The sequence below is a fragment of the Raoultibacter phocaeensis genome, from assembly GCF_901411515.1.
GTDB classification, from domain to species: domain Bacteria; phylum Actinomycetota; class Coriobacteriia; order Coriobacteriales; family Eggerthellaceae; genus Raoultibacter; species Raoultibacter phocaeensis.
The window spans coordinates 898532-923966 of record NZ_CABDUX010000001.1 but is presented as its reverse complement, the minus strand read 5'-3'; the positions used below and the strand labels follow the sequence as shown (position 1 = coordinate 923966).

19 protein-coding genes and 4 tRNA genes are annotated in these 25435 nt (G+C 59.3%); 22 read left to right on the top strand and 1 reads right to left on the bottom strand.

The window, feature by feature from the left end:
* Positions 1-53 precede the first annotated feature (53 nt).
* Both gyrB and gyrA read left to right on the top strand, forming a co-directional pair.
* On the top strand, positions 54-2000 hold the full coding sequence (gyrB, locus tag FJE54_RS03655; RefSeq protein WP_139651385.1) for a DNA topoisomerase (ATP-hydrolyzing) subunit B: 1947 nt from the start codon (positions 54-56) through the stop codon (positions 1998-2000).
* A gap of 230 nt (positions 2001-2230) precedes the next feature.
* Positions 2231-4831: a DNA gyrase subunit A gene (gyrA, locus tag FJE54_RS03650; protein WP_218971903.1), complete on the top strand. Its 2601-nt coding sequence runs from the start codon at positions 2231-2233 to the stop codon at positions 4829-4831.
* A gap of 404 nt (positions 4832-5235) precedes the next feature.
* Here the strand turns inward: gyrA and FJE54_RS03645 are convergent, their stop codons facing one another.
* Positions 5236-5739 (bottom strand): bifunctional nuclease family protein, encoded by a 504-nt coding sequence (locus FJE54_RS03645; RefSeq protein WP_139651384.1) that lies wholly within the window; start codon positions 5737-5739, stop codon positions 5236-5238.
* Positions 5740-5869: 130 nt separating this feature from the next.
* Here FJE54_RS03645 and FJE54_RS03640 point away from each other — a divergent pair.
* The 20 genes from FJE54_RS03640 (at position 5870) to FJE54_RS03550 (ending at position 25382) form a co-directional block, all read left to right on the top strand.
* Positions 5870-5946: transfer RNA gene (locus FJE54_RS03640), tRNA-Ile, on the top strand.
* Positions 5947-6062: 116 nt separating this feature from the next.
* Positions 6063-6138: transfer RNA gene (locus FJE54_RS03635), tRNA-Ala, on the top strand.
* 285 nt (positions 6139-6423) lie between these two features.
* The gene (locus FJE54_RS16235; protein ID WP_255467199.1) at positions 6424-6552 is read left to right on the top strand and encodes a hypothetical protein; all 129 of its coding nucleotides are present in this window, start codon (positions 6424-6426) and stop codon (positions 6550-6552) included.
* A gap of 355 nt (positions 6553-6907) precedes the next feature.
* Entirely contained in the window at positions 6908-7474 is a 567-nt protein-coding gene (locus FJE54_RS03630) for a J domain-containing protein (protein ID WP_139651383.1), read from the top strand.
* Positions 7475-7614: 140 nt separating this feature from the next.
* Positions 7615-9426: a translational GTPase TypA gene (typA, locus tag FJE54_RS03625; protein ID WP_139651382.1), complete on the top strand. Its 1812-nt coding sequence runs from the start codon at positions 7615-7617 to the stop codon at positions 9424-9426.
* A 370-nt stretch (positions 9427-9796) separates the two neighbouring features.
* Positions 9797-11074: a peptidylprolyl isomerase gene (locus FJE54_RS03620; RefSeq protein ID WP_139651381.1), complete on the top strand. Its 1278-nt coding sequence runs from the start codon at positions 9797-9799 to the stop codon at positions 11072-11074.
* Positions 11075-11092: 18 nt separating this feature from the next.
* Positions 11093-11908, top strand: coding sequence for an ABC transporter ATP-binding protein (locus tag FJE54_RS03615; RefSeq protein ID WP_255467198.1), 816 nt, complete (start codon positions 11093-11095; stop codon positions 11906-11908).
* A 74-nt stretch (positions 11909-11982) separates the two neighbouring features.
* Positions 11983-12074: transfer RNA gene (locus tag FJE54_RS03610), tRNA-Ser, on the top strand.
* 137 nt (positions 12075-12211) lie between these two features.
* A tRNA-Ser gene (locus FJE54_RS03605) sits at positions 12212-12304 on the top strand.
* Positions 12305-12802: 498 nt separating this feature from the next.
* The gene (locus tag FJE54_RS03600; RefSeq protein ID WP_139651380.1) at positions 12803-13336 is read left to right on the top strand and encodes a hypothetical protein; all 534 of its coding nucleotides are present in this window, start codon (positions 12803-12805) and stop codon (positions 13334-13336) included.
* A 470-nt stretch (positions 13337-13806) separates the two neighbouring features.
* A complete protein-coding gene (rpsF, locus tag FJE54_RS03595) occupies positions 13807-14100 on the top strand; it encodes a 30S ribosomal protein S6 (RefSeq protein ID WP_139651379.1) in 294 nt (97 codons plus the stop codon).
* Positions 14101-14164: 64 nt separating this feature from the next.
* Positions 14165-14620, top strand: coding sequence for a single-stranded DNA-binding protein (locus tag FJE54_RS03590; protein WP_139651378.1), 456 nt, complete (start codon positions 14165-14167; stop codon positions 14618-14620).
* Between the two features lie 23 nt (positions 14621-14643).
* Positions 14644-14904 (top strand): 30S ribosomal protein S18, encoded by a 261-nt coding sequence (gene rpsR, locus FJE54_RS03585; RefSeq protein WP_139651377.1) that lies wholly within the window; start codon positions 14644-14646, stop codon positions 14902-14904.
* Positions 14905-14919: 15 nt separating this feature from the next.
* On the top strand, positions 14920-15573 hold the full coding sequence (gene rplI / locus FJE54_RS03580; RefSeq protein WP_139651376.1) for a 50S ribosomal protein L9: 654 nt from the start codon (positions 14920-14922) through the stop codon (positions 15571-15573).
* A 535-nt stretch (positions 15574-16108) separates the two neighbouring features.
* Entirely contained in the window at positions 16109-17530 is a 1422-nt protein-coding gene (dnaB, locus tag FJE54_RS03575; RefSeq protein WP_139651375.1) for a replicative DNA helicase, read from the top strand.
* Between the two features lie 35 nt (positions 17531-17565).
* Entirely contained in the window at positions 17566-18834 is a 1269-nt protein-coding gene (locus FJE54_RS03570) for a metallophosphoesterase family protein (RefSeq protein ID WP_139651374.1), read from the top strand.
* Positions 18834-21023 carry an ATP-binding protein gene (locus FJE54_RS03565; RefSeq protein ID WP_255467197.1) on the top strand — a complete coding sequence of 730 codons (2190 nt, stop codon included), beginning with the start codon at positions 18834-18836 and terminating at the stop codon, positions 21021-21023. Before FJE54_RS03570 ends, FJE54_RS03565 begins: the two co-directional genes overlap by 1 nt.
* A 108-nt stretch (positions 21024-21131) precedes the next feature.
* Positions 21132-22451 (top strand): adenylosuccinate synthase, encoded by a 1320-nt coding sequence (locus tag FJE54_RS03560; RefSeq protein WP_139651373.1) that lies wholly within the window; start codon positions 21132-21134, stop codon positions 22449-22451.
* Between the two features lie 167 nt (positions 22452-22618).
* Positions 22619-23899, top strand: a complete 1281-nt coding sequence (gene purD, locus FJE54_RS03555; RefSeq protein WP_139651372.1) for a phosphoribosylamine--glycine ligase — start codon at positions 22619-22621, stop codon at positions 23897-23899.
* Between the two features lie 175 nt (positions 23900-24074).
* On the top strand, positions 24075-25382 hold the full coding sequence (locus FJE54_RS03550) for a coproporphyrinogen III oxidase family protein (RefSeq protein ID WP_139651371.1): 1308 nt from the start codon (positions 24075-24077) through the stop codon (positions 25380-25382).
* The last annotated feature ends 53 nt before the right edge of the window (positions 25383-25435 follow it).

Here is a 25435-nt window from a genome sequence, read left to right as displayed (position 1 = left end):
ATCGTCTGGCAACGCAATCAAACGATACAAATGCAGTACAAAAGGAGCAGTACGTGGCGCAGAAAAATCCTGAGCATTACGATGGTTCGGATATTCAAGTCCTCGAAGGCTTGGAAGCGGTTCGCAAGCGTCCCGGCATGTACATCGGCTCGACGGGCCCGCGCGGCCTGCACCACCTCGTGTACGAGGTGGTCGACAACTCAGTCGACGAGGCGTTGGCGGGATATTGCGACAAGATCGAGGTGTGGATCCACCCCGACAACTCCGTGACCGTAACCGACAACGGGCGCGGTATTCCGATCGACAAGCATCCCAAGGAAAAGATTCCTACCGTCGAAGTCGTTTTGACCATCCTGCACGCCGGCGGTAAGTTCGGCGGCGAAGGGTACAAGGTGTCGGGTGGTTTGCACGGCGTCGGCGTGTCGGTTGTGAACGCGCTTTCGTCGCGCGTCGAGGTGTTCGTCAAGCGCGACGGCGGCGAATACAAGATCGCGTTCGACCACGGCAAAACTTCCGAGAAACTCACGAAGATCGGCAGCGCGAAGGGAACGGGTACCAAGACCACTTTCTGGCCCGATCCGACCATCTTCACCGAAACGACTGAGTTCGATTACACGACGCTCGCAAACCGTTTCCGCGAGATGGCGTTTCTCAACAAGGGACTCAAAATCGTTTTGCACGACGAGCGCGAACTCGACGACGAGGGCAATCCTAAAACCGAGACGTTCCAGTACGCGGGCGGCATCCAGGACTTCGTGAAGTTTCTGAACGAGGGCAAGGAGACGCTCAACAAGCCGATCTATTTCGAGGCCGAGAACGCTGACGGTACAGTTGAGGTGTCCATGCAGTGGTCCACCTCGTATTCGACCAATTCGGTGCTCGCCTTTGCGAACAACATCAACACCCACGAGGGCGGCACGCACCTCGACGGCTTTAAGCAAGCGGTAACGCGCACCATCAACGAGTACGCGCGCAACAAGGGCATCTTGAAGGAGAAGGATCCGAACCTCTCGGGCGACGATACCCGCGAGGGTCTTGCGGCCATCATCTCGGTCAAGCTGCACGATCCTCAGTTCGAGGGCCAGACCAAGACCAAGCTCGGCAACACCGAAATCCGTCCGCTCGTGCAAAACGCGGTCACGCAGGGCCTCGCCGAGTACCTTGAGGAGAATCCGGCGCCCGCGAAGCGCATCATCGGCAAGGCCACTCAGGCGCTCAAGGCGCGCGAGGCGGCCCGCAAGGCGCGCGAGATGACGCGGCGCAAGGGCGTGCTCGATTCGTTCGCGCTGCCCGGCAAGCTTGCCGACTGCTCGAGCAAGAAGGCCGAAGAATCCGAAATCTTCATCGTAGAGGGCGATTCCGCAGGCGGCTCGGCCAAACAGGCTCGCGACCGCAAGTACCAGGCGATCCTCCCGCTTCGCGGCAAGATCCTCAACGTCGAGCGCGCAGGGCTTCACCGCTCGCTCTCCTCAGACACCATCTCGTCGCTCATTACGGCGATCGGCACGAACATCGGCGAGGACTTCGACGCCGACCAGGCGCGCTATCACCGTATCATCATCATGACCGACGCCGATGTTGACGGGGCGCACATCCGCTGCCTTTTGCTCACCTTCTTCTACCGCTACATGCCCGAGCTCATCACCCGCGGCTACATCTACATCGCGCAGCCGCCGATCTTCGGCCTCAAGAAGAAGAATTCGCGCTCCCCGAAGATTGAGCGCTACATCTACGACGAGAGTGCGCTTTCTTCTACCCTTGCCGAGTACGACAATCCGGACAAGTTCGACGTCCAGCGCTACAAGGGCCTCGGCGAGATGGATCCCGATCAGTTGTGGGAAACGACGATGGAACCGGAGACACGCACGCTTCTCCAGGTCAACATCGACGATGCGGCCGAAGCAGAGCGCGTGGTGAGCGAGCTCATGGGCGACCAGGTGGAGCCCCGTAAAGAATTCATCCAGAAGCACGCACGCGACGTGCGGTTCCTTGATATTTAAGGAGAAGGTACGTGACTGACGAAACACAAGATTTCGATTCCGCCGACGAATCCGAAGGCGGCGAGGGAACGCTGCCCGAGGATATCGATCGGCTGCTCGAGCGCGCCGAAGAGGATGACGATTCGGACGACGACATCCTCGCCGACGTGGAAGATAACGAAAAACCCCGGCGCGGCGAGATCGGCTCGGTCGTTTCCGAGGAAATGATGGCGCGCTCGCTCATCGCCGACATGCCGAGTGCCCACGGCGAGATCGTCGAGGGTGCCAACGGCGGCAACGGCACGATTGTGCGTACCGCCTACCTCGGCAAAGAAATGCAGACCTCGTTTTTGGAATACTCCATGAGCGTTATCGTCGCCCGCGCCCTTCCCGACGTGCGCGACGGTTTGAAACCGGTGCACCGCCGCATTCTCTACGCCATGAACGAATCGGGCTACACGCCCAACCGTCCGCACATGAAGTCGGCTCGTACAGTCGGCGACGTGATCGGCAAGTACCATCCGCACGGTGACTCTGCGGTCTACGACGCGATGGTCCGCTTGGCCCAGCCGTTCTCGATGCGCCTTCCGCTCGTCGACGGCCACGGCAACTTCGGTTCGATCGACGGCGACGGCGCAGCCGCCATGCGCTACACCGAATCGCGCCTCGACAAGTCGGCGATGGAGCTTCTGCGCGACCTCGACAAGGAAACGGTGGATTTCCAGCCGAACTACGACGAGAGCTTGGAAGAGCCGAAGGTTCTGCCCGCGCGCTTCCCGAACCTGCTCGTCAACGGCTCGAACGGCATCGCAGTCGGTATGGCCACCAATATCCCGCCGCACAACCTCGGTGAGACGATCGATGCGACATGCGTCATGCTCGACAACCCCGATGCGACCACCGAAGAGCTCATGGCTGCGCTTCCCGGCCCCGACTTTCCCACGGGCGGCATCATCATGGGACGCAAGGGCATCCTCGATGCGTACGAGACGGGCCGCGGGTCGCTGACGATCCGTGCGAAGTGCGAGGTCAAAGAGGGGAAAAACGGCCGCAGCACCATCGTGGTCTCCGAGATTCCCTACCAGGTGAACCGCCAGCGTCTTCTCGAGAAGCTCGGCGAACTCATCCGCGACAAGAAGCTGCCCGAGGTGTCGAACGTCCACGACGGGGCCGACCGCCACGGCATCGACATCATCATCGACCTCAAGCAGAATGCGATTCCGCAAGTCGTGCTCAACAAGCTGTTCAAGCATACGCAGCTTCAGGTGGGCTTCGGCGTGATCATGCTTGCGCTCGTCGACGGCGTGCCGCGCGTGCTTTCGCTCAAGGAAACGCTGCATTACTACATCCAGCACCAACAGGAAGTCATCGTGCGCCGTACCCGCTACGAGCTCGCGAAGGCGGAGGAGCGCGCCCATATCCTCGAAGGTTTGATAGTCGCGCTCGATAACATCGACGAGGTCATTTCGATCATCCGCTCGTCGCAGACCGACAGCGAAGCGAGCGAGCGTTTGACCGAGCGCTTCGGCCTTTCGAAGAAGCAGACCGACGCCATCCTCGAAATGCGCCTGCGCCGCCTCACCGGTTTGGAGCGCAACAAGATCGAGACCGAGTTGAACGAGCTGCTCGAGAAGATCGCGTACTATAAGCGTGTGCTCGGCGACGAAGCCCTTGTGCGCGAGATCATCAAAGACGAGCTCCTCGAGATCAAGAAGAAATTCAACACCCCGAGGCGCACTCGCATCACCGAAGCGGCCAAGGACTTCGACGTGGAAGATCTCATCGCCGAAGAAGATATGGTGGTTACGGTGACGAAGGCCGGCTACGTGAAGCGGCTGCCCGTGAGCACGTACCGCCAGCAGAAGCGCGGCGGCAAGGGCATGCAGGGCGTGAACCTCAAAGACAGCGATTTCGTCGAGCACCTGTTCATCGCATCGACGCATGCGTACATGCTGTTCTTCAGCACGGCGGGCAAAGTGTACCGCCTCAAGGTGTACGAGCTTCCCGAGGCTTCGCGTCACGCACGCGGAACGGCCATCGTGAACCTGCTTCCGCTCGCGAAGGGCGAGACGATTTCGGCCGTCATCGCGACCAAGGACTTCCCCGAGGAAGAATTCCTCATGTTCGCCACCGAGCACGGCATGGTGAAGAAGACATCGATGAGCCTGTACGACCGCACGCGCCGCGACGGCCTCATCGCCATCAACCTCAAAGACGGCGACAGCCTCATCACGGTGAAGCGCGTTGCCCAGGGCGAGAAGGTCATGATGGTGTCGTCGGCCGGTAAGGCCATCATGTGGGACGAGAGCGAGGCCCGCGCCATGGGCCGCGATACGATGGGCGTGCGCGGCATGACCGTAGCCCCCGGCGTGCGCGTGCTCGGCATGGAGATTGCAAAACCCGGTACCGAGCTGTTCGTGATCACCGAGAAGGGCTTCGGCAAGCGCACCCCGGTTGCCGAGTATCCCGAGCACCATCGCGGCGGCCAGGGTGTCTTCACGATCACGATGACCGAGAAGAAGGGTCTGCTTTCGGCCATGAAGATCGTCCGCGATACCGACGAACTCATGATTATCTCCGAGGACGGCGTGGTCGTGCGCACTCCGGTCAAGGGCATCTCGCAACTCGGCCGCTCGACGCAGGGCGTCTGCGTGATGAAAGCGTGCGAGGGCGATAAGGTGACCGCAGTCGCCATTTCGACCGCAGGCAAGAAGCGCAAGGCAGCGAAGGCCGTCGACGAGCCCGAGACGATCGTGGATGCGCAAGACGATATCCACGCGGCGCTCGACGGCGATATCAGCGAAGCCGACATCGACCTCGACGACGACGAAGGCGACGACGACGAAGAGTAGCCAACACATAGCTTGTATTCGCACAGCAACGAGGCCCGGACAAAGCGCATGCGTCCGGGCCTTTTTACGTCCCCGCACGCCGCGTACCCCCAAAAAAAACGGAATACGAAATGTGTTATTCCGTATGATGAAAACGGGGTCGTCGCTCATTCGAACGAGGCGCCCTGCCTTCAAGCTGCGTGCCCCCGGCCTTCGAGCACCATGGCCCCCATGCCCCCGCCTTCACGCAGGATGCCCAGCCTTCGAGCAGCATGCGAAAAGGTGTTGTTTTGCAGGGTGGATAGCGCGCAGGTGAGGATGAACGCATGGAGTGGGGATGTGATGATACGCGAACGGATGTTTCACGTGAAACATCCGAGTGCCGCACCTTGTTTCACGTGAAAAGGCGGAACTGAACGCGTGTTTTAACCTTCGAAATCCTCCGGCGCGAGGCCTTCGACGAAGTGGCGGAACTCCTCAACTTCGGTTTCTGCATCGGGGCTTGTTTTGAACACGTAGGGAAACGAGGCTTTCTCAAGCACGTCCTCATCGATGTAGATGGGAACCTCTTGACGGATGGCAAGGGAGAGGGCATCGCTTGGACGGGCATCGAGCTCGATGAGGCGATTGTGCTGGCGCAGCACGAGTTTAGCGAAGAACGTGGGGCCATTCACGTCGTTGATGAATACGTGGTCGATGCGGGCATCAAGGTTGGTGAGCGCGTCGAGAAACAGATCGTGCGTCATCGGACGCGAGAAGCGGGCTTTTTCGAGTGCGATGCCCATCTGCGTTGCCTCGTTGACGCCGATCCAGATGGGAACGATGCGAAACTTGTTCCCTTGCGGTGCCTCTTCGACGGGCTGGAGCACTATGATGGAAGGCGCCGGCGCACTCGACACGATGAGGGTCTGGACTTTGACGGGTATCATGGCACCTCCGGGTGGTAACGGTATGGGTAGCTGGGCTTGTATTCGCCCGAAACCATGATAGTATAGTATCAGAAAAAAGTTCTTGACCTGATAACTCGACTTGTTATACAGTGTTCAGGCACTTTTTTTCGGGCCCGTAGCTCAGTTGGTTAGAGCGCACGCCTGATAAGCGTGAGGTCGCTGGTTCAAATCCATTCGGGCCCACCATTTTTTGCGATAAACGCTCCACCGTGAGCCGAGTTTGCCGGTGGAGCGTTTATTAATGAGAACCGAAAAACGTGCACGGCGCCCAGCGCCACCCGATGTGTTCGGGATTCACACGTGGGGCTTTAGCTCAGCTGGGAGAGCGCGGGCTTTGCAAGCCTGAGGTCAGGGGTTCGATCCCCCTAAGCTCCACCATGAACGACCAAGCAGGTACGACAGCGTACCTGCTTTTTTTGTCTTTCGATTCGCTGCGAGTTCCTGCATGTTTCGTTTTGCAGGCGATTTGCGTACGAATGCAGTCGAATCTCCGTAATGCTTGATTCCCTTACGTGCAACATCTGCGTAAACTTCGCGTCTCTTTGGTTTCTTCGAAGTGCAAGACGCGCCCGCTAAGATACCCCGTAGGAAGCTTAGGCGGCATAGGGCGCACTCCCCCTCACGACCATTTCTGATCTTTAAAGCAGAAGGGGGGTGGTTCCTATGACGGCTGACGTTTGGGTTTTGATCATCGCTCTTATCGAGCTTGTCATGCGGGTCGTTGACTTTGTCATCGACAAAATTGAAAAGCTCCCGTCCGACGACCAATCGGACAAGGAGCCCCAAAAATAAGCCCGAACCGCCGAAGCGATCCGAGAGCCGTGCGGAGTATTCCCCTCCGTGCGGCTCGACCGTCATTATAAGGGAATACGATAGTGTTTCCAAGGCTTAAAATCGATACGGAGGTGATCGTGTTTTGATCGTATTTCGGCTCCCGTACGCGATCAGCCTTTCATGCTTTGTGCGGAACCCGCGACGAACGGGACTAAAGCAACACAGAAGGACCGTCCCTCTGTGTTCCCTCTGTGTTCCTCTGTGTTCCCTCGTTGTGCGGAAGCTGCGTTGGGCGTTCCTTGTCGATTCGCGGGTTGTCAGGCGTGGTAAGATACCTTCTGCACCTAACCGCTGAGCGACTACAGGATACTGAATGAACCGGCTTGAAGCGTTGCGCATCCTCGGACTCGACGAAGATGCTACCGTCGACGATATCAAAACCGCATATAAGGAAACCGCGCAGATCCTTCACCCGGATCGCTTCGCCACGAACAAGAAGCTGCAAGAGCGCGCTACCGAGCAGTTCAAGAACCTGCAGGAAGCATATGAGTATCTGACAAGCGGCAAAGGGGCGAGGGGCGCTCGCGCAAGTGGTTCCCCATCGCAGCGCAGCTCGGGCTATTCGGCAGAAAGCCAACTCGAGGCTCGGCTTGCGGGCATCGCCGCAGCGCGCGTTCAGTTGGTCGCCCAACGCGATGTCGTGCTCGATGAGCGTCGAAACGGCATCCTCATGACCGTCATCGGCGGCATCGTCGCCTTGTTCACCGGTCGCAGGCCTTTCGGACTGTTCGGCGTCGTGGCAGCCATCGCCTCGGCGGCAGCGGTCTGGGGCATCGTTTCGATCGTGTCGGCGCAGCGCACGCTCAACAACCTCGACGAGCACATCCAGGAACTCAACGCGGAGCAGCGCCGCATCATGGGAGAACTCGACGACCTCTAACGGGCAACCTCGGGCACCTCGCACGGGATCGCAGCCATTGAGCCTCGATCCATCGCCCGCTTCGATTCCACTTGCGCCCTTCCAGGCGCTTTTCCTCACGGTAACCAGAACCATCGGTTCAGACGATAGAAAGAAGCAGCATGAAACAAGAGAACATCCGCAATGTCGCGATCATCGCGCACGTCGACCACGGCAAGACCACGCTCGTGGACCGTCTTCTGTACACGAGCGGCGTCTTCCGCGAAAACCAGCAGGTTGAAGAACGCGTACTCGACTCCAACGACCAAGAGCGCGAGCGCGGCATCACAATCCTTTCGAAGAATATCTCCGTCACGTACAACGGTGTGAAGATCAACGTCATCGACACGCCCGGCCATGCCGACTTCGGCGGGGAAGTGGAGCGCGTGCTCAACATGGCGGACGGCGCGCTGCTCATCGTCGACGCGTTCGAGGGGCCGATGCCCCAGACACGCTTCGTACTGAAACATGCGCTCAACCTCGGGCTACGCATCGTGCTCGTCATCAACAAGATCGACCGCCCGGGTGCTCGTCCCGAGGAAGTGGTCGACGAGGTGTTCGATCTCATGGTGGAGCTTGAGGCGTCCGACGAGCAGCTCGACTTCCCGATCATCTATGCGAGCGCCGTGAACGGGTATGCCCGCTATGCTCCTGAAGACGAGAACATGGACATGCTGCCGTTGCTCGACACCATTCTCAAAGAGGTGCCCGCCCCTGATTGCGAACCCAACGGTCCGGTTGCGTTGCAGATATGCACGGTCGATCACTCGAGTTTCGTCGGACGTATCGGGGTGGGGCGTCTGTTCTCGGGAACCATCCATAAAGGCGAGCAGGCCCTCGTGATCAAAAACGACAACACGCGCTACAACACCGTCATCAAAGAGGTGTTCACCTTCGAGGACATGGGCAAGAAAAAGCAGCTCGAAGTGCATGCGGGCGATATCGTCGCCGTAGTGGGCGTCGACGATGCCGATATCGGCGACATGGTGACGAGCCGCGAGCATCCGGTGCGTCTCGACCCCATCGAAGTGGAAGAGCCCACGATGGCCGTGGTATTCGAAGCGTCGACGAGCCCGCTTGTAGGCCGCGAGGGAGATATCGTTGGTGCCCGCCAACTCAAAGAACGCCTCATGCGCGAAGCGGAAAGCAACATATCCATGCGCATCGAAGAGCTCGAGGATAAAAGCGGCATCGAAGTGGCCGGTCGCGGCGTGCTCCACCTTTCGGTGCTCATGGAGACCATGAGGCGCGAAGGGTTCGAGTTTCAGGTGGGCCGCCCGCGCGTACTTATTAAGAAGGATGCGAACGGCAAGAAGCTCGAACCGATTGAAGAGGCAACAGTCGACGTGCCGAGCGAGTACGCCGGCAAGGCCATCGAAGTGTTCGGCAGCGCCGGCGGAGAAATGGCCGACATGTTCCAGCGCGGCGACCAGACGCACCTCGTGTTCAAGATCCCCACGCGCGGCACGATGGGTTTGCGCACGCGCCTTCTGAATGTGACGCGGGGCGAGGCGACGATGTTCCACCATTTCTCTGAATACGGCGCGTATCGCGGTGATTTCAACGGACGCAAAAACGGTTCGATGATCTCGATGTCTACCGAGAAGAGCGTCGCGTACGCACTCGATACGCTGCAGGAGCGCGGGCGTCTGTTCGTGGGTCCGGGCGAGGATTGCTATGAAGGCATGATCGTGGGCGAATCTGCCAAAGAAGGCGACATGGTGGTGAATATCGCGAAGTCCAAGCAGCTCGGCAACCAGCGTTCTTCAGGAGCTGACAAAGCGATCCAGCTGACGCCTCCTATCACGTTCACGCTTGAAGAAGCGCTTGAATACATTGAGGATGACGAACTGGTTGAGATTACTCCGCAGTCTATCCGTCTGCGCAAGCGCATTCTTTCGGCGGTCGAGCGCAAGAAGGCGAACAAGAACTAGCGCGAACCCCTGAGCGAAACTGGTTTTTTGGGAACGGGTCTGCGATGCGGGCTCGTTCTGCATTTAAACGCGGTACTTCATCAAGCCGTACTTCAGCTGGAGTACGGCTTGCCTGTATTGGCGGTTTCTGCGACTGTCTCGCCGAACCATCTGACTGCTTTTTATATACAAGTACCTGAACTGGTGCGACGCTTTCCCATCGGAATGCGTGCATCCGTGCCCCGCATGTCGCGCGCCATACCTGTATACAGGGTATGAGAATCGAAGATGGGCTTCTTGTGCAGGGCTTCTGCCCCTGTAGAGCGCTGTGCGAAAATAGCTGATGCTAACAAACCATCCATGCCGATGGGCATGTAAGAGGGAAGGTACTATGAGAGCATCTACATTAGCCAGGTTCGTCTGCGCAGCGGGCATCGCCTCTGCATGCATATTCGGCCTCGCCGCCTGTTCCGATTCCAATCCGAGCGGACTCACTGGCGGCACGGCGGCAACCGTCAACGGAACCGAGATCGCCGAAGATACCGTTACCACGTACATCCAATCGTTCCGCGCTTCGAAATCGCTTGACACCGAAGATAAATGGGGCGAGTGGCTCGCTTCGGGCGATATGACTCCCGAAACGGTGCGCGAGCAGGTTATCGATTACTACGCAAGCCAGGAGCTCGTGAAACAGGGCGCGAAAGAAAACAACGCCGAAGTGAGCACCGAGAAAATCGAAGAAGTCATCAGCAGCATGCGGGGCAAGTACGATTCCGACGAAGCGTGGCAGCAGGCCTTGACCGACGCGGGAACAACCGAAGAGGCGTACCGCTCGTCGGTCGAACTCGCTTTGACCGAGCAGGCGCTCAAAGAAGCCATTGCAGAAACCAACGCACCAACCGATGAGGAACTGTTCGAGTACAGCGCGATGTACGACGGCGCGCGCCGCTCTTCCCACATCCTCTTCAACGCAGAAGATGAAGCAACCGCACAGGAAGTGCTCGATAAGATCAACTCGGGCGAGCTCGATTTCGTTGAAGCGGTGAAAGAGTACTCGCAGGATTCTGGCACCGCCGAGAAGGATGGTGATGTGGGCTGGGATAAGATGAGTTCGCTCATCTCTGAGTACACCACTGCGCTCAGCGAGCTCGACAAGGATCAGGTCAGCGGACTGGTCGAGAGCCAATACGGGTGGCACATCATCAAATGCACCGATATCTTCGAAGTGCCCGAAGAGGGTTTGACGAGCACCGATCAGGTTCCGACCGAGATCCTCGACAGCGTTCGCGCGACGCTTGAGCAGCAGAAGTTCAACGAGTGGTTTACCACCTACAAGGAGGAAGCCGACATCGTGATCAATCCCATGCCCGAGAGCGTTCCGTACAACATCGACATGTCGAAGTACCAGACTGACGAGGGAACCGACGAAGGCGCGACCGACGGAACCGAAGGCGGCACCGACGCGGGCGACGGTTCGACCGACGGGGCAGACGCTGCCGACGGCTCGGCCGATGGCTCGGCCGACGGTGCCGATGCGAACGCGGCCGACGGCGGCGAAGGATCCGATACGCCGTCCGACACCGCTGACGGAAGCGAAGGCTCGGCTGAGGGCGGAACGGATTCTGGCGAGGGCGCTTCTGGCAACCAGCAGCCCGCCGAAGCCGTCTAACGCGCATCCGACAATCCGGTGAAGCGCGACGACGCACACAAGAACGCAAAGCAACCGCTCCTGCAGTTTACAGGGGCGGTTGTTGTTCGTTCGGGCAACCCCATCCTCTCCATCGATTCGTTCACGCTGCACGAGAGAGAGAACATCGCCGTGCTCGGGCCGAACGGGTCGGGTAAATCGACGTTCATCAAGCTCATCACACGAGAGGTATTTCCGCTTCATCGCGAAGAGCCGCCGATTCTGTTTCGCGGAAGCGAGCGCGTGCTTTTGACCGAGATCAAGCAGTGTATCGGTGTGGTCTCGTCGACCATGCAGGATCAGATAACCGTACATCTGCCGGCGATAGAGGTCGTATGCGGCGGCTTGTTCGGCACGCTCGGGGTGTTGCCTCATTGCGAAGTAACCGATCAGTCGAGGGAACAGGCGATTCGCGCGATGGACCTTATGGGTGTGGGCGATCTTGCCGAACGCGATATCAAAACACTTTCAACGGGCCAAGCCAGACGTGTCCTGTTCGCACGCGCTCTCGTGCACGATCCCGATGTGCTCGTGCTCGACGAACCGTGCACGGGGCTTGACCCCGAAGGCATGTATCACATCAGGCAGAGCATGCGAACGCTCACTGCGGCGGGCAAATCGATCGTGCTCGTTACTCATTATCCCGAAGACATCATCCCCGAGATTTCGAGGCTCGTGTTGCTGAAAAACGGCACGGTATTTGCCGACGGGCCGAAAGAGAGCCTACTTACCGACGAAACGATGACCGCTCTATTCGAGGTACCTTTGCAGATTCGGCGGAGGGATGGGTATTATTCGCTTGTGAGCGAATACTAGCTGATGTATACTACGTATCCGCTGCTGCTTTTACGGGTTCTGAAAGCCATGCGGATGCGGCCCAGCGACTCACTGGAGAGATGACCGAGCTGGCCGAAGGTGCACGATTGGAAATCGTGTGTGCGCCAAAAGCGTACCTAGGGTTCGAATCCCTATCTCTCCGCCAGTTGAACCCGCGCTTCGGCGCGTGATCATAGGGTGCATGCACCTAAGGTGGCGAAAGCCGCCTGGCAGAACGTCGGCGACGGCGGTCTGCCGAAGCCTTGAAGGTCGGCTCATAAACCGAGGCGGCCTGCCCCATGCGGAGGGGTGGCAGAGCGGTTGAATGCGGCGGTCTCGAAAACCGTTTCACCGGTTACCCCGGTGACCAGGGTTCGAATCCCTGCCCCTCCGCCACGAATAAACGAGCGCCTGCGGCCATCGAGCCCGGCGCTTTTTTGTTACCCGAAACCCTGGCTTCGGACTTATAGACCAAAATGTGTGTCTACCTTCTAGCCGTAGTTAATTCGAAGCGAGAAACGCTGCGTGCGACGCGCCGGATCGTTGGGGATGGTCTTGCGGGCGGCGTGCCGAAATCTCTACCGGCTGGCATTTGAAACGTGCCGCCTGGCAAGGGATTGTGAGTCTTTGCCTTTCGCGTATGCGGTAAACCGTTCGAACAACCCTTTTGCATAACCATGTGGATAAAGCGCTAGCGGTAAAAGAGACGCCCATCATTCTGCAAACGGAATCAAGCGTTTGCTTCGAACGAGCTTTACGCGAACCGCTTCCGTGCCGTCCTCGTACAATCGCCCAACCGTTGGTTCTCGCGTCGCGTACTGTGGCATAATACGATCAACATCCGCAGAGCTGAAAGTCTCCGGGAGGAGACGATGAACGAATAAGAGGCCGCACATGGTAGATCGCGTTGTTGAAAGCAGCGAAACCGAGGTCCCCGAGATCCCGGAAACGCTCGAGAAGGTTTTGCTCTTCACCCTTGATGAGGCTAAGGAGAAGATGAACCAGGGAGCCGACGTCGTGCCGTTCACGGCGCTCGTGGTTAAGGAAAACCTGTTCATCGAGAACCATCCAGGCGAGTCGGCCGAAGAATGCTTCGCGTTCGCACGTCATACCGTCGAGGGCGCGCGCGGCGCCGAGGCTTACGGCTTCTGCTACGACGGTTACGTCGAAACCGATGCGGGCACCCAAGACGCTCTCATTGCAGAAGGCGGGGTTCCCGGCGAAGATGAGGGATACGCGATTGGCTACGTGTACAACATCGTCGACGACAAACCGGTGTTCGAAGCCGATCCCGCATTCATCGGCGCCGCCCCGAACTTCATGGCCGGTCTCAAAGATGCCGAAGAATACGGTGACGAAGAGATCGACGACAAGTACCTCGATGAAGAATTCGACGAGGAAATCGAAGTCGACGGTGAAGAGGAATAGAGCTGCAGAAATACCCGCTTGAAGATACCCGCCCTCGTGGCGGGTATCGCACTTTATACGGACCTTTGTGCCCTTCACGTTTCGTCCGTGCTTCCAGATTGTGTGGAGTTTACTTCCCCCGCACCTCCCTTGCGCTTCCCGCCCGCATCCTGCTCGAATCCCTTCCGTCTCCCTCGCGCTTCCGAATCGTGTAAGGTTCACTTCGCTCAGGTGTAAGGTTCGGGCGAGGTTCGGAACGCTTTTTTCAGATCGAAAGCAGACATCATGCGGTGTACCATAGCTGCAAGCTCGAAGGGTTAAGCGCGGACCGCGCGGCTCGTCAGGTGTGTTCGAAGCATGGACGCTCGATCTGCAAGGGGTTTTATTTGTTGCGCGGCAACAACCCCTCTGCTAGAATATGCAGGCTAATCCTGCTTCGGGTACGTGCCTTCAACAGCCCCGAAGCCGTAAAGTCCAGAGGAGGTGAGCTGATGAAGGCTTATGAATTGTTGTTTTTTGTGTCTCCGTCAATCGACGAAGAAACCCGTGCCGCAACCATGAAGCGCGTTGAGACCACCATTGCCGCAGGCAATGGCGCTATCGACAACGTTGACGAATGGGGCAAGCGCAAACTCGCTTTTGAGATCAACGGTTTGACTGATGGTGATTACACCCTGGTCGATTTCCATGCTGAACCCGAGAATATCGCGGAACTGGATCGTGTGCTGCGCATTACCGACGCTATCGTGCGTCATATGATCGTCAAGCGTACGGATCGCGACTAAGTGAGCGAATGACACGGGCGGCATCTTATACGATGCCGTCAAGCATGAGAAGAGGTGGAAGAATATGAGCATCAACCGAGTGATTATCAGCGGGAACCTGACACGCGATCCCGAACTGCGTTCTACGGCCTCGGGACTTCCTGTGCTCGGCTTCGGCGTGGCGGTCAACGACCGCCGCAAGAACCAGCAGACAGGCGAATGGGAGGACTACCCGAACTTCATCGACTGCACCATGTTCGGTGCGCGGGCGGAAAGCCTCAACCGTTTCCTTACGAAGGGCACCAAGGTGGCCATTGAGGGGAAGCTTCGGTGGAGCCAATGGGAGCGCGAGGGACAGAAACGCAGCAAGATCGAGGTGATCGTCGACGAGCTCGAGTTCATGTCGAGCCGCGATAGCGGCGGTCAGTCGCAGTCGTACGGTTCTCAGCCTTCCTCGGGTGGGTACGCACCCGCTCAGGCGGCCCCGGCCCCGATGGTCGATGCCTCTTCTTCGGTCTATGATGAAGACATTCCGTTCTAGTAGGTACGAAAGAGGTTAGTATAATGTCTGATTACGCAAAGCAGCCTCGTCGTAAGTACTGCCAATTCTGCAAAGAAGACGCCAAGTACATCGATTACAAAGACACACAGATGCTGCGTAAATATGTAACTGACCGCGGAAAAATCAAGCCTCGTCGCGTGACCGGTGCATGCACCCAGCACCAGCGCGACATCGCCGCCGCCGTAAAGCGCGCGCGCGAAATGGCTTTGATGCCGTACGCGGTTCCTGCCGTCAGTGGTCGTGGCGACCGCCGCAGCCGCTAGGCAAGGAGGTAACTGATGAAAGTTATTCTGCTCCAAGAACTGAAGGGTAAGGGAGGCGAAGGCGACGTCGTCGAGGTTAACCCTGGATTCGCCAACAACTACCTGTATCCTCAGAAGATCGCTATTCCCGCTACCAAGGGCAACCTGAAACAGCTCGAACAGCGCAAGCACAACATCAAGCTGCGCGAGGAAACTCGTATCGGCGGTGCTGAAGAGTTCAAGAAGGCCATCGAAGGCAATGTTGTCAAAGTTGTTGCCAAGGTGGGCGAAGAGGGCCAGCTGTTCGGCTCGGTCACCTCGGTCATGATCGCCGACGCGATCAAGGAGAGCCTCGGACTCGATGTCGACAAAAAGCGCATCGATCTCAAGGCTCCCATCAAGACCGCAGGCGAGCACGAGGTTACGATCTCGCTGTACCGCGATATCAAGACGACGCTGAAGCTGTTCGTCGGCGGTGCCGAAGACGAGATCCCCTCGGAGGAAGCCGCTGCAGCCGTCGAGGCTGCCGATGACGCCGAGGCTCGCGAAGAGCTCAAGGCCGTCGAGGACGCCATCGTCGAAGAAGCCGCTGCGAGCATCGAAGACGCTGACGCTGCAGGCGATGCACAAGCCGCCTCCGAAGCAGCCGAAACCGCTGCCGAGTTCGTCGAAGCCGAGGACAAGCAGTAAAAACTGGCTGTGTGTACGGCAGCAGTTTCAGCACGTAAGAGATTTCATACGAAGGGGTTCTCGAACCAGCAGTTCGAGAACCCCTTCGATCTTTCGAAACTGAGATGTTGCGCATGGGCATGTCGCTCACCTACCTCCGGCGCTTTCTTATTGTGGTGCCAATCTTCTTCTTATGTCTGCTCAAAAAGCTATTCAGGCAAACCCCTTTCTTCCGCATCGCGCTATGAAAGGGTGCAGCACTGCCGTTTGCCGTCCATTGAGCTATACGAGGTGCTCCTGATTACATGGTGACGCTGCTGCCACCTTGGCTCGGCTTGATGGTCGCCGCTCCCAACCAATTTTCTTTTCCACCGCCTCTTGCGGTGGAAAGTGTGGAAAACAGCCTTCGAAGCAGGTTGAAACGGTGTGCGGGAAAAGCTTGCTGTGGAGAACGGAAACCACGGTTTCACCACACCGAAATACACGGGTGAACAGCGGTTATTATAGTGTACTATACTGATGCTGACGAGCATGGAAGCTGGAAGAGAGGAAGGGCATGCCCGCTAACCAACAAGGTTCGTACCACAATCCTGATTTTGCACCCGAAGAGACGAGCGTTGCCGAAAAGCGCAAGTCGCTGCCGCAGAACATCGAAGCCGAGAAGTCGGTTCTGGCTGCGTGCATGCTGAACCAGGAAGCGGTCGAAGAGGTGGCGACCAAGCTCGTTCCCGATAATTTCTTCCGCCCGGCGCATCAGCGCATCTTCCAATCGATCCTCGATCTGTACGTTCGCCACATCCCCATCGATCAGATTTCTCTGGCTGACAACCTCAATGCCACCGGACAGCTCGAAGCAATCGGCGGCAAACCGTACCTCGTCGAGCTCGGCGACAACACGTTTGCGCTCACCAACTGGCAGAACCATGCCGAAATCGTCAAGCGTACGGCCATTCTGCGCGAGCTCATCTACGCGTCGACCGAAATCAATGCGCTCGCCTACGATGCTCCCGACGACCTCGACGTCGTGGTGGAAGAGGCCGAGAAGACGCTGTTCAACGTAACCGAAAAGCGCGTTTCTTCAGCATTCCAGAAAATGGACACGCTGCTCAATGATGCGTTCGAAGAGATTTCCGAGCTTGCAAGCCGCCAATCGCACATGGCGGGTGTGCCGTCGGGCTTCAAGGACGTCGACGACCTGTTCCACGGTTTCCGCGGAGGCGATCTCGTTATCCTCGCCGCCCGTCCTGGTGTCGGCAAGACGTCATTCGCGCTCAACCTCGCCGTCAACTCGGCAAAAGAGGGCACGACGGTAGCCTTCCTTTCGCTCGAAATGAGCGCTTCCCAGCTCGTGCAGAGGATTCTGTGCTCCGAAGCGCGCGTGAGCTTGTCGAGGGTGCGAAGCGGCCAGCTGCAAGAATCGGATTGGACGGCCATCGCCGATGCGTGCGGCACGCTTGCAAACCTCGATTTGTACATCGACGACACGCCGGCGCTTTCGATTCTCGAGCTGCGTGCGAAAGCGCGCCGCGAGCTGCGCGATAAGAAACAGGGTATGATCATCGTTGACTACCTGCAGCTCATGCAGCCGCCCCAAACGCGCCGCGACGGCAACCGCGCCGTCGAAGTCGGCGAGATATCGCGAGGTCTCAAGGTGCTCGCGAAGGAAATGGACATGCCCGTGGTGGCGCTTTCTCAGCTGTCCCGTGCCGTCGAGATGCGCGGTAAAAAGCGCCCGATGCTTTCGGACCTTCGTGAATCGGGTTCCATCGAACAGGACGCCGACATCGTCGCCTTCATCGACCGAAGCATGGACGAGATCGAAGCGGAAAGCGACGATCGGCCCGATTTGGGTACTGCAGAGCTCATCGTGGCGAAGCATCGTAACGGTCCCACGCGCGATATCCCGCTCGCATTTAACCCCGAGTTTACGAAATTCATGAACTTTGTCGACGATTCGCGCGCGGCTGGCTACGCGTAGGGCCGCTGTTGCCGCTTTCGCGCTACACTGTGCACATGCCGAAACAGGTCACATTCATCCATGCTGCGGATCTTCACTTGGGAGCTCCGTTCAGGGGGCTGCGCGCGCTTTCCGATACGTGGGCCGACCGCTTGCTGAAAGCCATCCCCGAAAGCTACGACCGCGTGATCGAAGCAGCGCTCGAACATGCGGTGGATTTCGTGGTCATGCCGGGCGATATCTTCGATTCGGCGCGCGCGTCCTACGGCGATTACCTCCACTTTTTCGAAGGCCTACGCAAGCTCGATGAGGCGAACATTCCCGCCTACCTCTGCACGGGCAACCACGATCCGTACACCTCGTGGAAGCACGACTTCTTCGCGTTTCCCGAAAACACCGTCATGTTTGCGGCCGACAAGCCGAGTTTCGAGGTATACGAACGCGACGGCGAGCCGCTCGTGCTGCTCGGCGGGCGCGGCTACTACAACCAAACCTGGCCGTTCGACCGCGACATAGCCGAAGGCGTCACCCGCGCGGCGGCCGAAGCGGCTACGGGCGTTTCAAGCGCACCGTTCGCCGTGGGCGTGCTGCATACCGGGCTCAACCTTGACAACACGAAAGCGCCCACCGATCCGGTGAAGCTTATGCGCTCCGGCATGGATTACTGGGCACTCGGTCACATCCACAAGCGCTACGCCGTTCCCGAAGACAATCCCACGCTCGTGTTCTCCGGTTGTATCCAGGGCCGCGACATCAACGAGACGGGCGAGCGCGGCGTGTGCAAGGTTACGCTCACCGAAGGTGCGCCGAACAGGATCGAGTTCGTTCCCACGGCCAGCGTCGTCTGGCAGAAGATGCGGGTCGATGTGTCCGATTGCACGAGCATCGCCGAAGTGAGCGAAAAGATTATGCGCGAGCTGTTCCGCGAAAACGGCCACTCGCGCTGCGAAGAGATGTGCGTGCGCATCGAGCTTACCGGCAAAACGACGCTGCACCGGTTCCTCGAATCGCCTGCGCTTCTAGCCGATTTACGCAAAAGCATCAACGACGCCTACGCGTTCTTTTTCTGCGACGCGCTGATCGACCGCACCGAGCTGCCGATCGACAAAAAGGCGCTTGCGAGCGAAGGGCTGTTTCCCGCAGTGCTTCTGCAAGTGGCCCAGGCACAGAAGGCGAACGCCGAAGAAACGTTCGGGTACGTGCAAGACGAGTTCATGAAGAAAAACCTTACGGTATCGCGCGACGTCGAACGCTCGCTCGAGGCGCTTTCCGACGAGGCGGAGAACCTCGTGCTCGATCTGCTTGGGCAGAGCGAGGCGCGCTGATGGGGGAGCGAATCGGCAGCTGGTATCTCAGCCGCATGAAAATCATGAGCTTCGGCACGTTCTCCAACCGCGTGATCGGCCCGTTCAAGCCGCACCTCAACGTGGTGCACGGCAAGAACGAAGCGGGAAAGACCACGTTGAACGCGTTTGCCACCGGCGTGCTGTTCGGGTGGGAAGATGCGCGCGGCACCAAGAACACCTACAAGCCCAGCAACGCCGAGCGCGCGGGGTCGCTGTTCTTCACCGACGAGGAAACCGATGAGGAAATCGAGCTTTCGCGTGTGAAAAACGTTGACGGGCTGCAGGGTCCTTCCGAGCTGCTCGACGACATCGACAAGGAAACCTTCCTGACCATGTTCGCGCTCACGAGCGACGAGCTGCGCAGCCTGCGCAACACGACCGACGTCACGGCCAAGCTTTTGACCGCCGGATCGGGTACCGAGGCATCGCCAGCACAGGCACTCGACGAGATACAGGGTCGCATCGGCGAGTACACCTCGCGTGCGGCGGGCGCCGAGCACTCCATCACGCAGCTGACCGCCCGCCAAGACGAGCTTCGCGCCGAGATCGCGCAGGCGGGCGAAGAGGTGGAGCGCTTCAAGCACCAGGATAAGGAATTCCACGACATCGCACCTCAGCGTGAAGCGCTCAACGCTTCGCTTCAAAAGCTCAATGCGGAGATCGAGAAGCTTTCCGCAGGCAAAGCCGCCCTCGAGCGGCTTGACGACGAGTTGTCCCGCACCCTCGACAGACGCGACGTCCTGCTCGAAGAAGAGCAGGCGCTCGTTTCCGAACATCGGCTTCACGAGCAGGAGGTCGATCCCGCCCTCGCGTCGATCGCGCCGACCGAAGAGCACTCGCTGCGCGATCGCATCGATACGCTTTCCGAAGAGCAGAGCAAGCGCCAGCACAGCGTCGACCTCGCGAAAGACAACTACACCGATTCGAAGTCGAATTACGAAGCGCTGCTCGAAGCCCCCGATTTGAAGGAGCTCGAAGAGCGTGCGCGGCGGCAGCGCCACGTGCAGATTGCGCTCTCGGTGGCGCTTCCCGTCCTGTTCGTTTGCGCGGGCGTGCCCGTGTTTATGCACGGCCGCGAAATCACGAGCCTCTCGTTCACGGCGCTCGGCATCATCCTCGTGGTATTCGCCCTGTTCCTTGCGGGTGCCGCACTCGTGATGCTGTTTCGGCCGACCAAAACCGAAGAGGCGCTCAATCAGCGAAAACAGGATGCCCAATGGGTCATGCTGCAGGATAAGAAGAAGCTCGAGGCCTGCGAGGAGGGCCTTCGCGCGCAGAAGATGCAGACTTCCGCGTTTCTCGATCGATCGGGCCTCGGTGCTGCACAAGGTTCGCTTCGGCGCGCCCGCACGCTGCTCGACGAGGCGAAAGACGCTCGTGCGGCATCGAGCTTGTTCGTGCAAAAACAGCAGGCGCTCGTGGCGCAGCTTTCCTCGGTCGAAGAGCGCCTTGCCGATATCCACGGGCAGAAAGAAGCGCTGCAGAGTCGGTTGGGGCTTTCGCCCGATGCGACGATGTCCGATATCGAAACGCTCATCGAGCAGAAGGCGCACCAGCGCTCGGGCCTCATCGAAACGAGTGAGAACGTGAACCGCCGCTTCGGCGAGCTCAAGCAGGAACTCGCGCACGCGAAGCGGATCAAGCGCTTCGACGCGCTCAAGCTCGAATACCAGCAGGTGACTACGCGTCTTGCCGATAGCGAGAAGGATCTCGCGCGACTTCTACTTGCGCGGCACATGCTCGAAGCGGCCATCACCGCCTGGGAGAGCAAGAGCCAGCCCGAGGTGTACCGCCAGGCGAGCCGTCTGCTCGAAACGATGACGGCGGGCGCATGGGTGCAGGTGCGCATGAGCGAGGAAGGCAGGCTGCAAGTGGTCGACCAGGTGAAAACCGTGCGCGAACCGGTACATCTGTCGCTCGGCACCTGCCAGCAGCTTTACCTGAGCCTGCGCATTGCGCTCTTGATGACAGCCGAGAACGTGGGCCGGGCCATACCCATCATGGCCGACGACATTCTCGTGAACTTCGACGAGGATCGCCGCCGCGGGGCTGCGAGCGCGCTCAAAGAGCTGGCAGCGCGCAGGCAGGTCATCCTCTTCACGTGCCACGAGGAAATTGTAAGGCTCATGCAGGATGCCGATTCAGAGCTGAACTTGGTGGAACTGTAATATAATCGGAATTTGCTGAGGTAGGGCGAGCAGTGAGGCTCGCATACGCGCGACCGCTGCGTATCGGGAAGAATCCCGAGCGGGCGGCCGAGGAAAGGAACGAACGACATGCCCAGTACGGTTCTCGTCGGCGCCCAGTGGGGCGACGAAGGAAAAGGCAAGATCACCGACATGATCTCGAGCGATTACGATTATGTCGTCCGTTACCAAGGGGGGAACAACGCGGGCCATACCGTCATCCACGGCGATCGCAAGCTGGCGCTGCACCTCATTCCGTCGGGCATCATGTACGAGAACGCGGTGCCGGTCATCGGCAACGGCGTCGTCATCGATCCTGGCGTGCTCGTGGAAGAAATGGCGATGCTCGAGAAGGAGGGCATCTCGTGCGAACGCTTGCTCATCTCGTGCGACGCCCACGTTATCATGCCCTACCATAAAGATTTCGACGGGGCCGACGAGAAGCGTCTCGGCGAGAACAAGATCGGAACCACCAAGCGCGGCATCGGCCCGTGCTATCAGGATAAAGCGGCTCGCAAGGGCATTCGCATCCAGGACCTGCTCGACGAGAAGATCTTCCGCCTCAAAGTGGAAACCGCGCTTGCGCAGAAGAATCCCATCCTCGAGAAGATCTACGGCATGCCCACCTACACGGTCGAGCAGATCTGCGAAGAGTACCTGCCCTTCGCCCGCATTCTGAAGCCGCACATGACCGAATCGGCTCAGCTTTTGAACGATGCGCTCCGCGAGGGTAAGAACATCCTATTCGAGGGTGCGCAGGGAACGCTTCTGGACATCGACCACGGAACGTATCCCTACGTCACCTCGTCGTCGTGCTGCGCAGGCGGTGCGGCAACGGGCTCGGGCGTGGGCCCCACGGCCATCGACAAGGTGCTCGGCATCCAGAAGGCGTACGTCACCCGCGTGGGCGGCGGCCCTTTCCCGACCGAACAGCGCTATGCCGAAGACGGCGGGACGCCCGAAGAAGCTGAAGTGGGCGAGACGCTGTGCCAGGTGGGAGGCGAGTTCGGCGTGACCACGGGGCGCAAGCGCCGTTGCGGATGGTTCGATGCGGTCATCGGCCGCTATGCCGCCGAGGTGAACGGCTTGACCGACGTGGCGCTCACTAAGCTCGACGTGCTTTCGGCGTTCGACACCATCAAGGTGTGCGTGGCTTACGAGTGCGAGGGCAAAACCTACGATTACTTCCCCATGCAACAGAGCGTGCTCTTCCACGCGAAACCCCTCTACAAGGAGCTTCCCGGTTGGAAGGGCGAGGACATCACCGCGTGCACGAGGTTCGAGGATCTGCCCGAAAACGCGCAGCGCTACGTCGAGTACCTCGAAGAGATTACCGGCGTGCGCATTTCGATCATCGCGGTCGGCCCCGATCGCGATCAGACCATCATGCGCGGATGGGAAAGCGTGTAGCGAACGGGGCCAGTGAGCCGAACGCGAGCGGAAAGCGCGGATGAGGCGGACCGATTCGCCGTTTGCGAACCAGAGAGCCGCCGCCTGAGCAGGGCGGCAGCGTAACAGGATTCAACATGTTTCACGTGAAACATTTGTTCGTGTAGAACATGAGGAAAGGACAGGCAGTGAACATCTTGGTTTTGGGAAGCGGCGGGCGCGAACATGCGATTGCCTGGGCGCTTGCGAAATCACCCAACTGCGACGAGCTGTTCGTTGCGCCCGGTAACGGGGGTACGGCTCAAATCGCCGAGAACATAAACACGCTCGACGTCAATTCGGGATCCGCCGTGCTCGGGTTCTCGCGCGATCACGATATCGATATGGTGGTGATCGGCCCCGAAGCGCCGCTTGTCGCCGGCGTTGCCGACGTGCTGCGCGAAGCGGGCATTGCCGTGTTCGGCCCCGATGCGCAGGGCGCGCGCCTCGAGGGGAGCAAAACCTACAGCAAGCAGTTCATGGAGGAAAACAACATTCCGACGGCGCGCTACGCGAGCTTCACCGAGCTCGAGCCGGCGCTTGCTTACATCCGCGAGCTCGGCGCTCCCATCGTGGTGAAGGCCGACGGCCTTGCTGCGGGCAAGGGCGTGTTCGTGGCCGAAACCGAAGAAGTTGCCGAGGATGCGGTGCGCAGCTGCTTCGACGGCGCGTTCGGCGATGCGGGATCGACCGTGCTCATCGAGGAGTGCTTGGAAGGCCCCGAGTGCTCGCTGCTCGCGTTCGTCACCGGCGGCCAGGCGTTTTGCATGACGACGGCGCAGGACCACAAGCGCGCGTTCGACGGCGACCGCGGCCCGAACACGGGCGGCATGGGCGTGTACTCGCCGGTGCCGATCGTGACCGAAGACGAGCTGGCCGAGATGCAGCGCATCATGCAGGTGTCCGCCGCGGCTACGGCGAAAGCACCGTTTGAGCACGATTACAGAGGCGTTCTCTACGGCGGGGTCATGCTCACGCCCGAGGGCCCGAAGGCCCTCGAATTCAACGCACGCTTCGGCGATCCGGAAACGCAGGTGGTGCTTCCGCGCCTCGAAAGCGACCTGGTCGAGATCATGTACGCGGTAGCGCAGGGCCGACCTCAGGATATCGAGCTTCGCTGGTCGGACACCTGGGCGGTCTGCGTGGTGCTGGCGAGCGAGGGCTATCCCGGATCGTACGAGAAGGGCAAGGTCATCCTCGGCATCGACGAGGCGGAAGATCTCAAGGGCGTGACGGTGTTCCATGCGGGCACCACGTTCAACAACGATGAAGAACTCATCACAGCGGGAGGCCGCGTGCTCAACGTGGTTGCGCTCGGCGAAAGCTTCGACGAGGCGCGCGAACGCGCTTACGAAGCCGTCGACCTCATCAACTTCGAGGGCAAGCAGCACCGCACCGACATCGGCAAGCGCGCCGCGTCCGGGCGCTAGCGCATTCCGCCGTTCTGCCGAACGGCGGGTCTGCTCGACGCTGTGAAGCACCGATGCACCCCGCCTTGCCGCTTGTTCGCTTGCCCTCACGTGCGCAAGCACGCTCGGCCGCGAACCACGGCAATGCGGGGCACCTCGGTGCTTCTCGCTGACTTTTGCGAACAAGGGAGTTTGAATGCTATCTGAACGAATGCTATCCACCGTTGTGCAGCAGTGCACGAAGAGCTACTTGAAACTCGAGCCGACCGACGACGCGTTCGTTCCTGCGCCCAAGCCCGGGCAAGCGTACATGCTCTATATGCACGTGCCGTTCTGCGAGCGGCTGTGCCCGTACTGCTCGTTCAACCGTTTCCCCTTCAGCGAAGATCGTGCGGTTCCGTATTTCGAGAACCTGCGCAAAGAAATGCTTACGCTCAAAGATCTCGGCTACGATTTCGAGAGCCTGTACGTGGGTGGCGGCACGCCCACCATCATGATAGACGAGCTGTGCGACACGATCGATCTGGCGAAGGAAACGTTCTCCATTCAGGAAGTCTCGAGTGAGACGAACCCGAATCACCTGATCCCTGCCTACCTCGACAAGCTGCAGGGTCGTGTGCAGCGGCTTTCGGTGGGCGTGCAGAGTTTCGATGACGGCCTCTTGAAGCAGATGGACCGTTACGACAAATATGGATGCGGCGAAGAAATTCTCGAGCGCATTGGCGAGGCGAGCCCGTACTTCACCTCGCTCAACGTGGACATGATCTTCAACTTCCCCGCGCAGACCGAAGATATTCTCATCAGCGATGTGGAACGCGTGGTCGAAAGCGGCACGAGCCAGACCACGTTTTACCCGCTCATGGCTTCGCCCTCGGTGGCCCGTTCGCTCGCCAAGACGGTGGGCAAGGTGGATTATCAGCGCGAACAGCGCTTCTACGGCATCATCGACGAGCTTTTGGCAGGCGGTGCCAAGCCTCTGTTCAGGCACGGCAGCGCGTGGACGTTCAACAAGATCGGCACCGAGGCGGCGTCCGATGACGCTATGATCGACGAGTACGTGGTCGATTACGAAGAATACCCCGCCATCGGATCGGGCGGCATCACGTATCTGGGCGACACCCTCTACGTGAACACATTTTCGGTGCGCGAGTACAACCAGGCCATCGAGTCGGGCAAGATGTCGCTCATGGGCAAGACCACGTTTTCGAAGCACGACCGCATGCGCTACCGCTTTATGATGCAGCTCTTCGGCCTGCGGCTCGACAAGCAGCAGTTCAAGCGTGATTTCGGCTGCACCGTCGAGCGCGGTCTTCCCGTGGAGATGGCGTTCATGAAGACGGCGGGTGCGTTTGCAACCGACAACGAGAACGAGCTCACGCTCACGCCGCGCGGTCGCTACCTCATGGTGGTCATGATGCGCCAGTTCTTCATCGGCGTGAACAACCTGCGCGATCAAGCCCGCGCAGCCCTCACTGGCGAAGAGCGCGAACTGATTTTCGGATAGGGCAGGGCGCCTCGAATGCGCCTGCCGCGGGTTTCGCGACGGGCGCAGGCGCT

What these genes read in the sequence shown, in the direction of transcription:
- FJE54_RS03565 (WP_255467197.1), top strand. Translation starts at nt 18,834, where the DNA reads ATGGGGGAGCGAATCGGCAGCTGGTATCTCAGCCGCATGAAAATCATG.
- FJE54_RS03600 (WP_139651380.1), top strand. Translation starts at nt 12,803, where the DNA reads ATGGTAGATCGCGTTGTTGAAAGCAGCGAAACCGAGGTCCCCGAGATC.
- rpsR (WP_139651377.1), top strand. Translation starts at nt 14,644, where the DNA reads ATGTCTGATTACGCAAAGCAGCCTCGTCGTAAGTACTGCCAATTCTGC.
- FJE54_RS03570 (WP_139651374.1), top strand. Translation starts at nt 17,566, where the DNA reads ATGCCGAAACAGGTCACATTCATCCATGCTGCGGATCTTCACTTGGGA.
- FJE54_RS16235 (WP_255467199.1), top strand. Translation starts at nt 6,424, where the DNA reads ATGACGGCTGACGTTTGGGTTTTGATCATCGCTCTTATCGAGCTTGTC.
- FJE54_RS03590 (WP_139651378.1), top strand. Translation starts at nt 14,165, where the DNA reads ATGAGCATCAACCGAGTGATTATCAGCGGGAACCTGACACGCGATCCC.
- FJE54_RS03550 (WP_139651371.1), top strand. Translation starts at nt 24,075, where the DNA reads ATGCTATCTGAACGAATGCTATCCACCGTTGTGCAGCAGTGCACGAAG.
- typA (WP_139651382.1), top strand. Translation starts at nt 7,615, where the DNA reads ATGAAACAAGAGAACATCCGCAATGTCGCGATCATCGCGCACGTCGAC.
- FJE54_RS03645 (WP_139651384.1), bottom strand. Translation starts at nt 5,739, where the DNA reads ATGATACCCGTCAAAGTCCAGACCCTCATCGTGTCGAGTGCGCCGGCG.
- rpsF (WP_139651379.1), top strand. Translation starts at nt 13,807, where the DNA reads ATGAAGGCTTATGAATTGTTGTTTTTTGTGTCTCCGTCAATCGACGAA.
- dnaB (WP_139651375.1), top strand. Translation starts at nt 16,109, where the DNA reads ATGCCCGCTAACCAACAAGGTTCGTACCACAATCCTGATTTTGCACCC.
- rplI (WP_139651376.1), top strand. Translation starts at nt 14,920, where the DNA reads ATGAAAGTTATTCTGCTCCAAGAACTGAAGGGTAAGGGAGGCGAAGGC.
- FJE54_RS03560 (WP_139651373.1), top strand. Translation starts at nt 21,132, where the DNA reads ATGCCCAGTACGGTTCTCGTCGGCGCCCAGTGGGGCGACGAAGGAAAA.
- FJE54_RS03630 (WP_139651383.1), top strand. Translation starts at nt 6,908, where the DNA reads ATGAACCGGCTTGAAGCGTTGCGCATCCTCGGACTCGACGAAGATGCT.
- FJE54_RS03620 (WP_139651381.1), top strand. Translation starts at nt 9,797, where the DNA reads ATGAGAGCATCTACATTAGCCAGGTTCGTCTGCGCAGCGGGCATCGCC.
- gyrA (WP_218971903.1), top strand. Translation starts at nt 2,231, where the DNA reads ATGCCGAGTGCCCACGGCGAGATCGTCGAGGGTGCCAACGGCGGCAAC.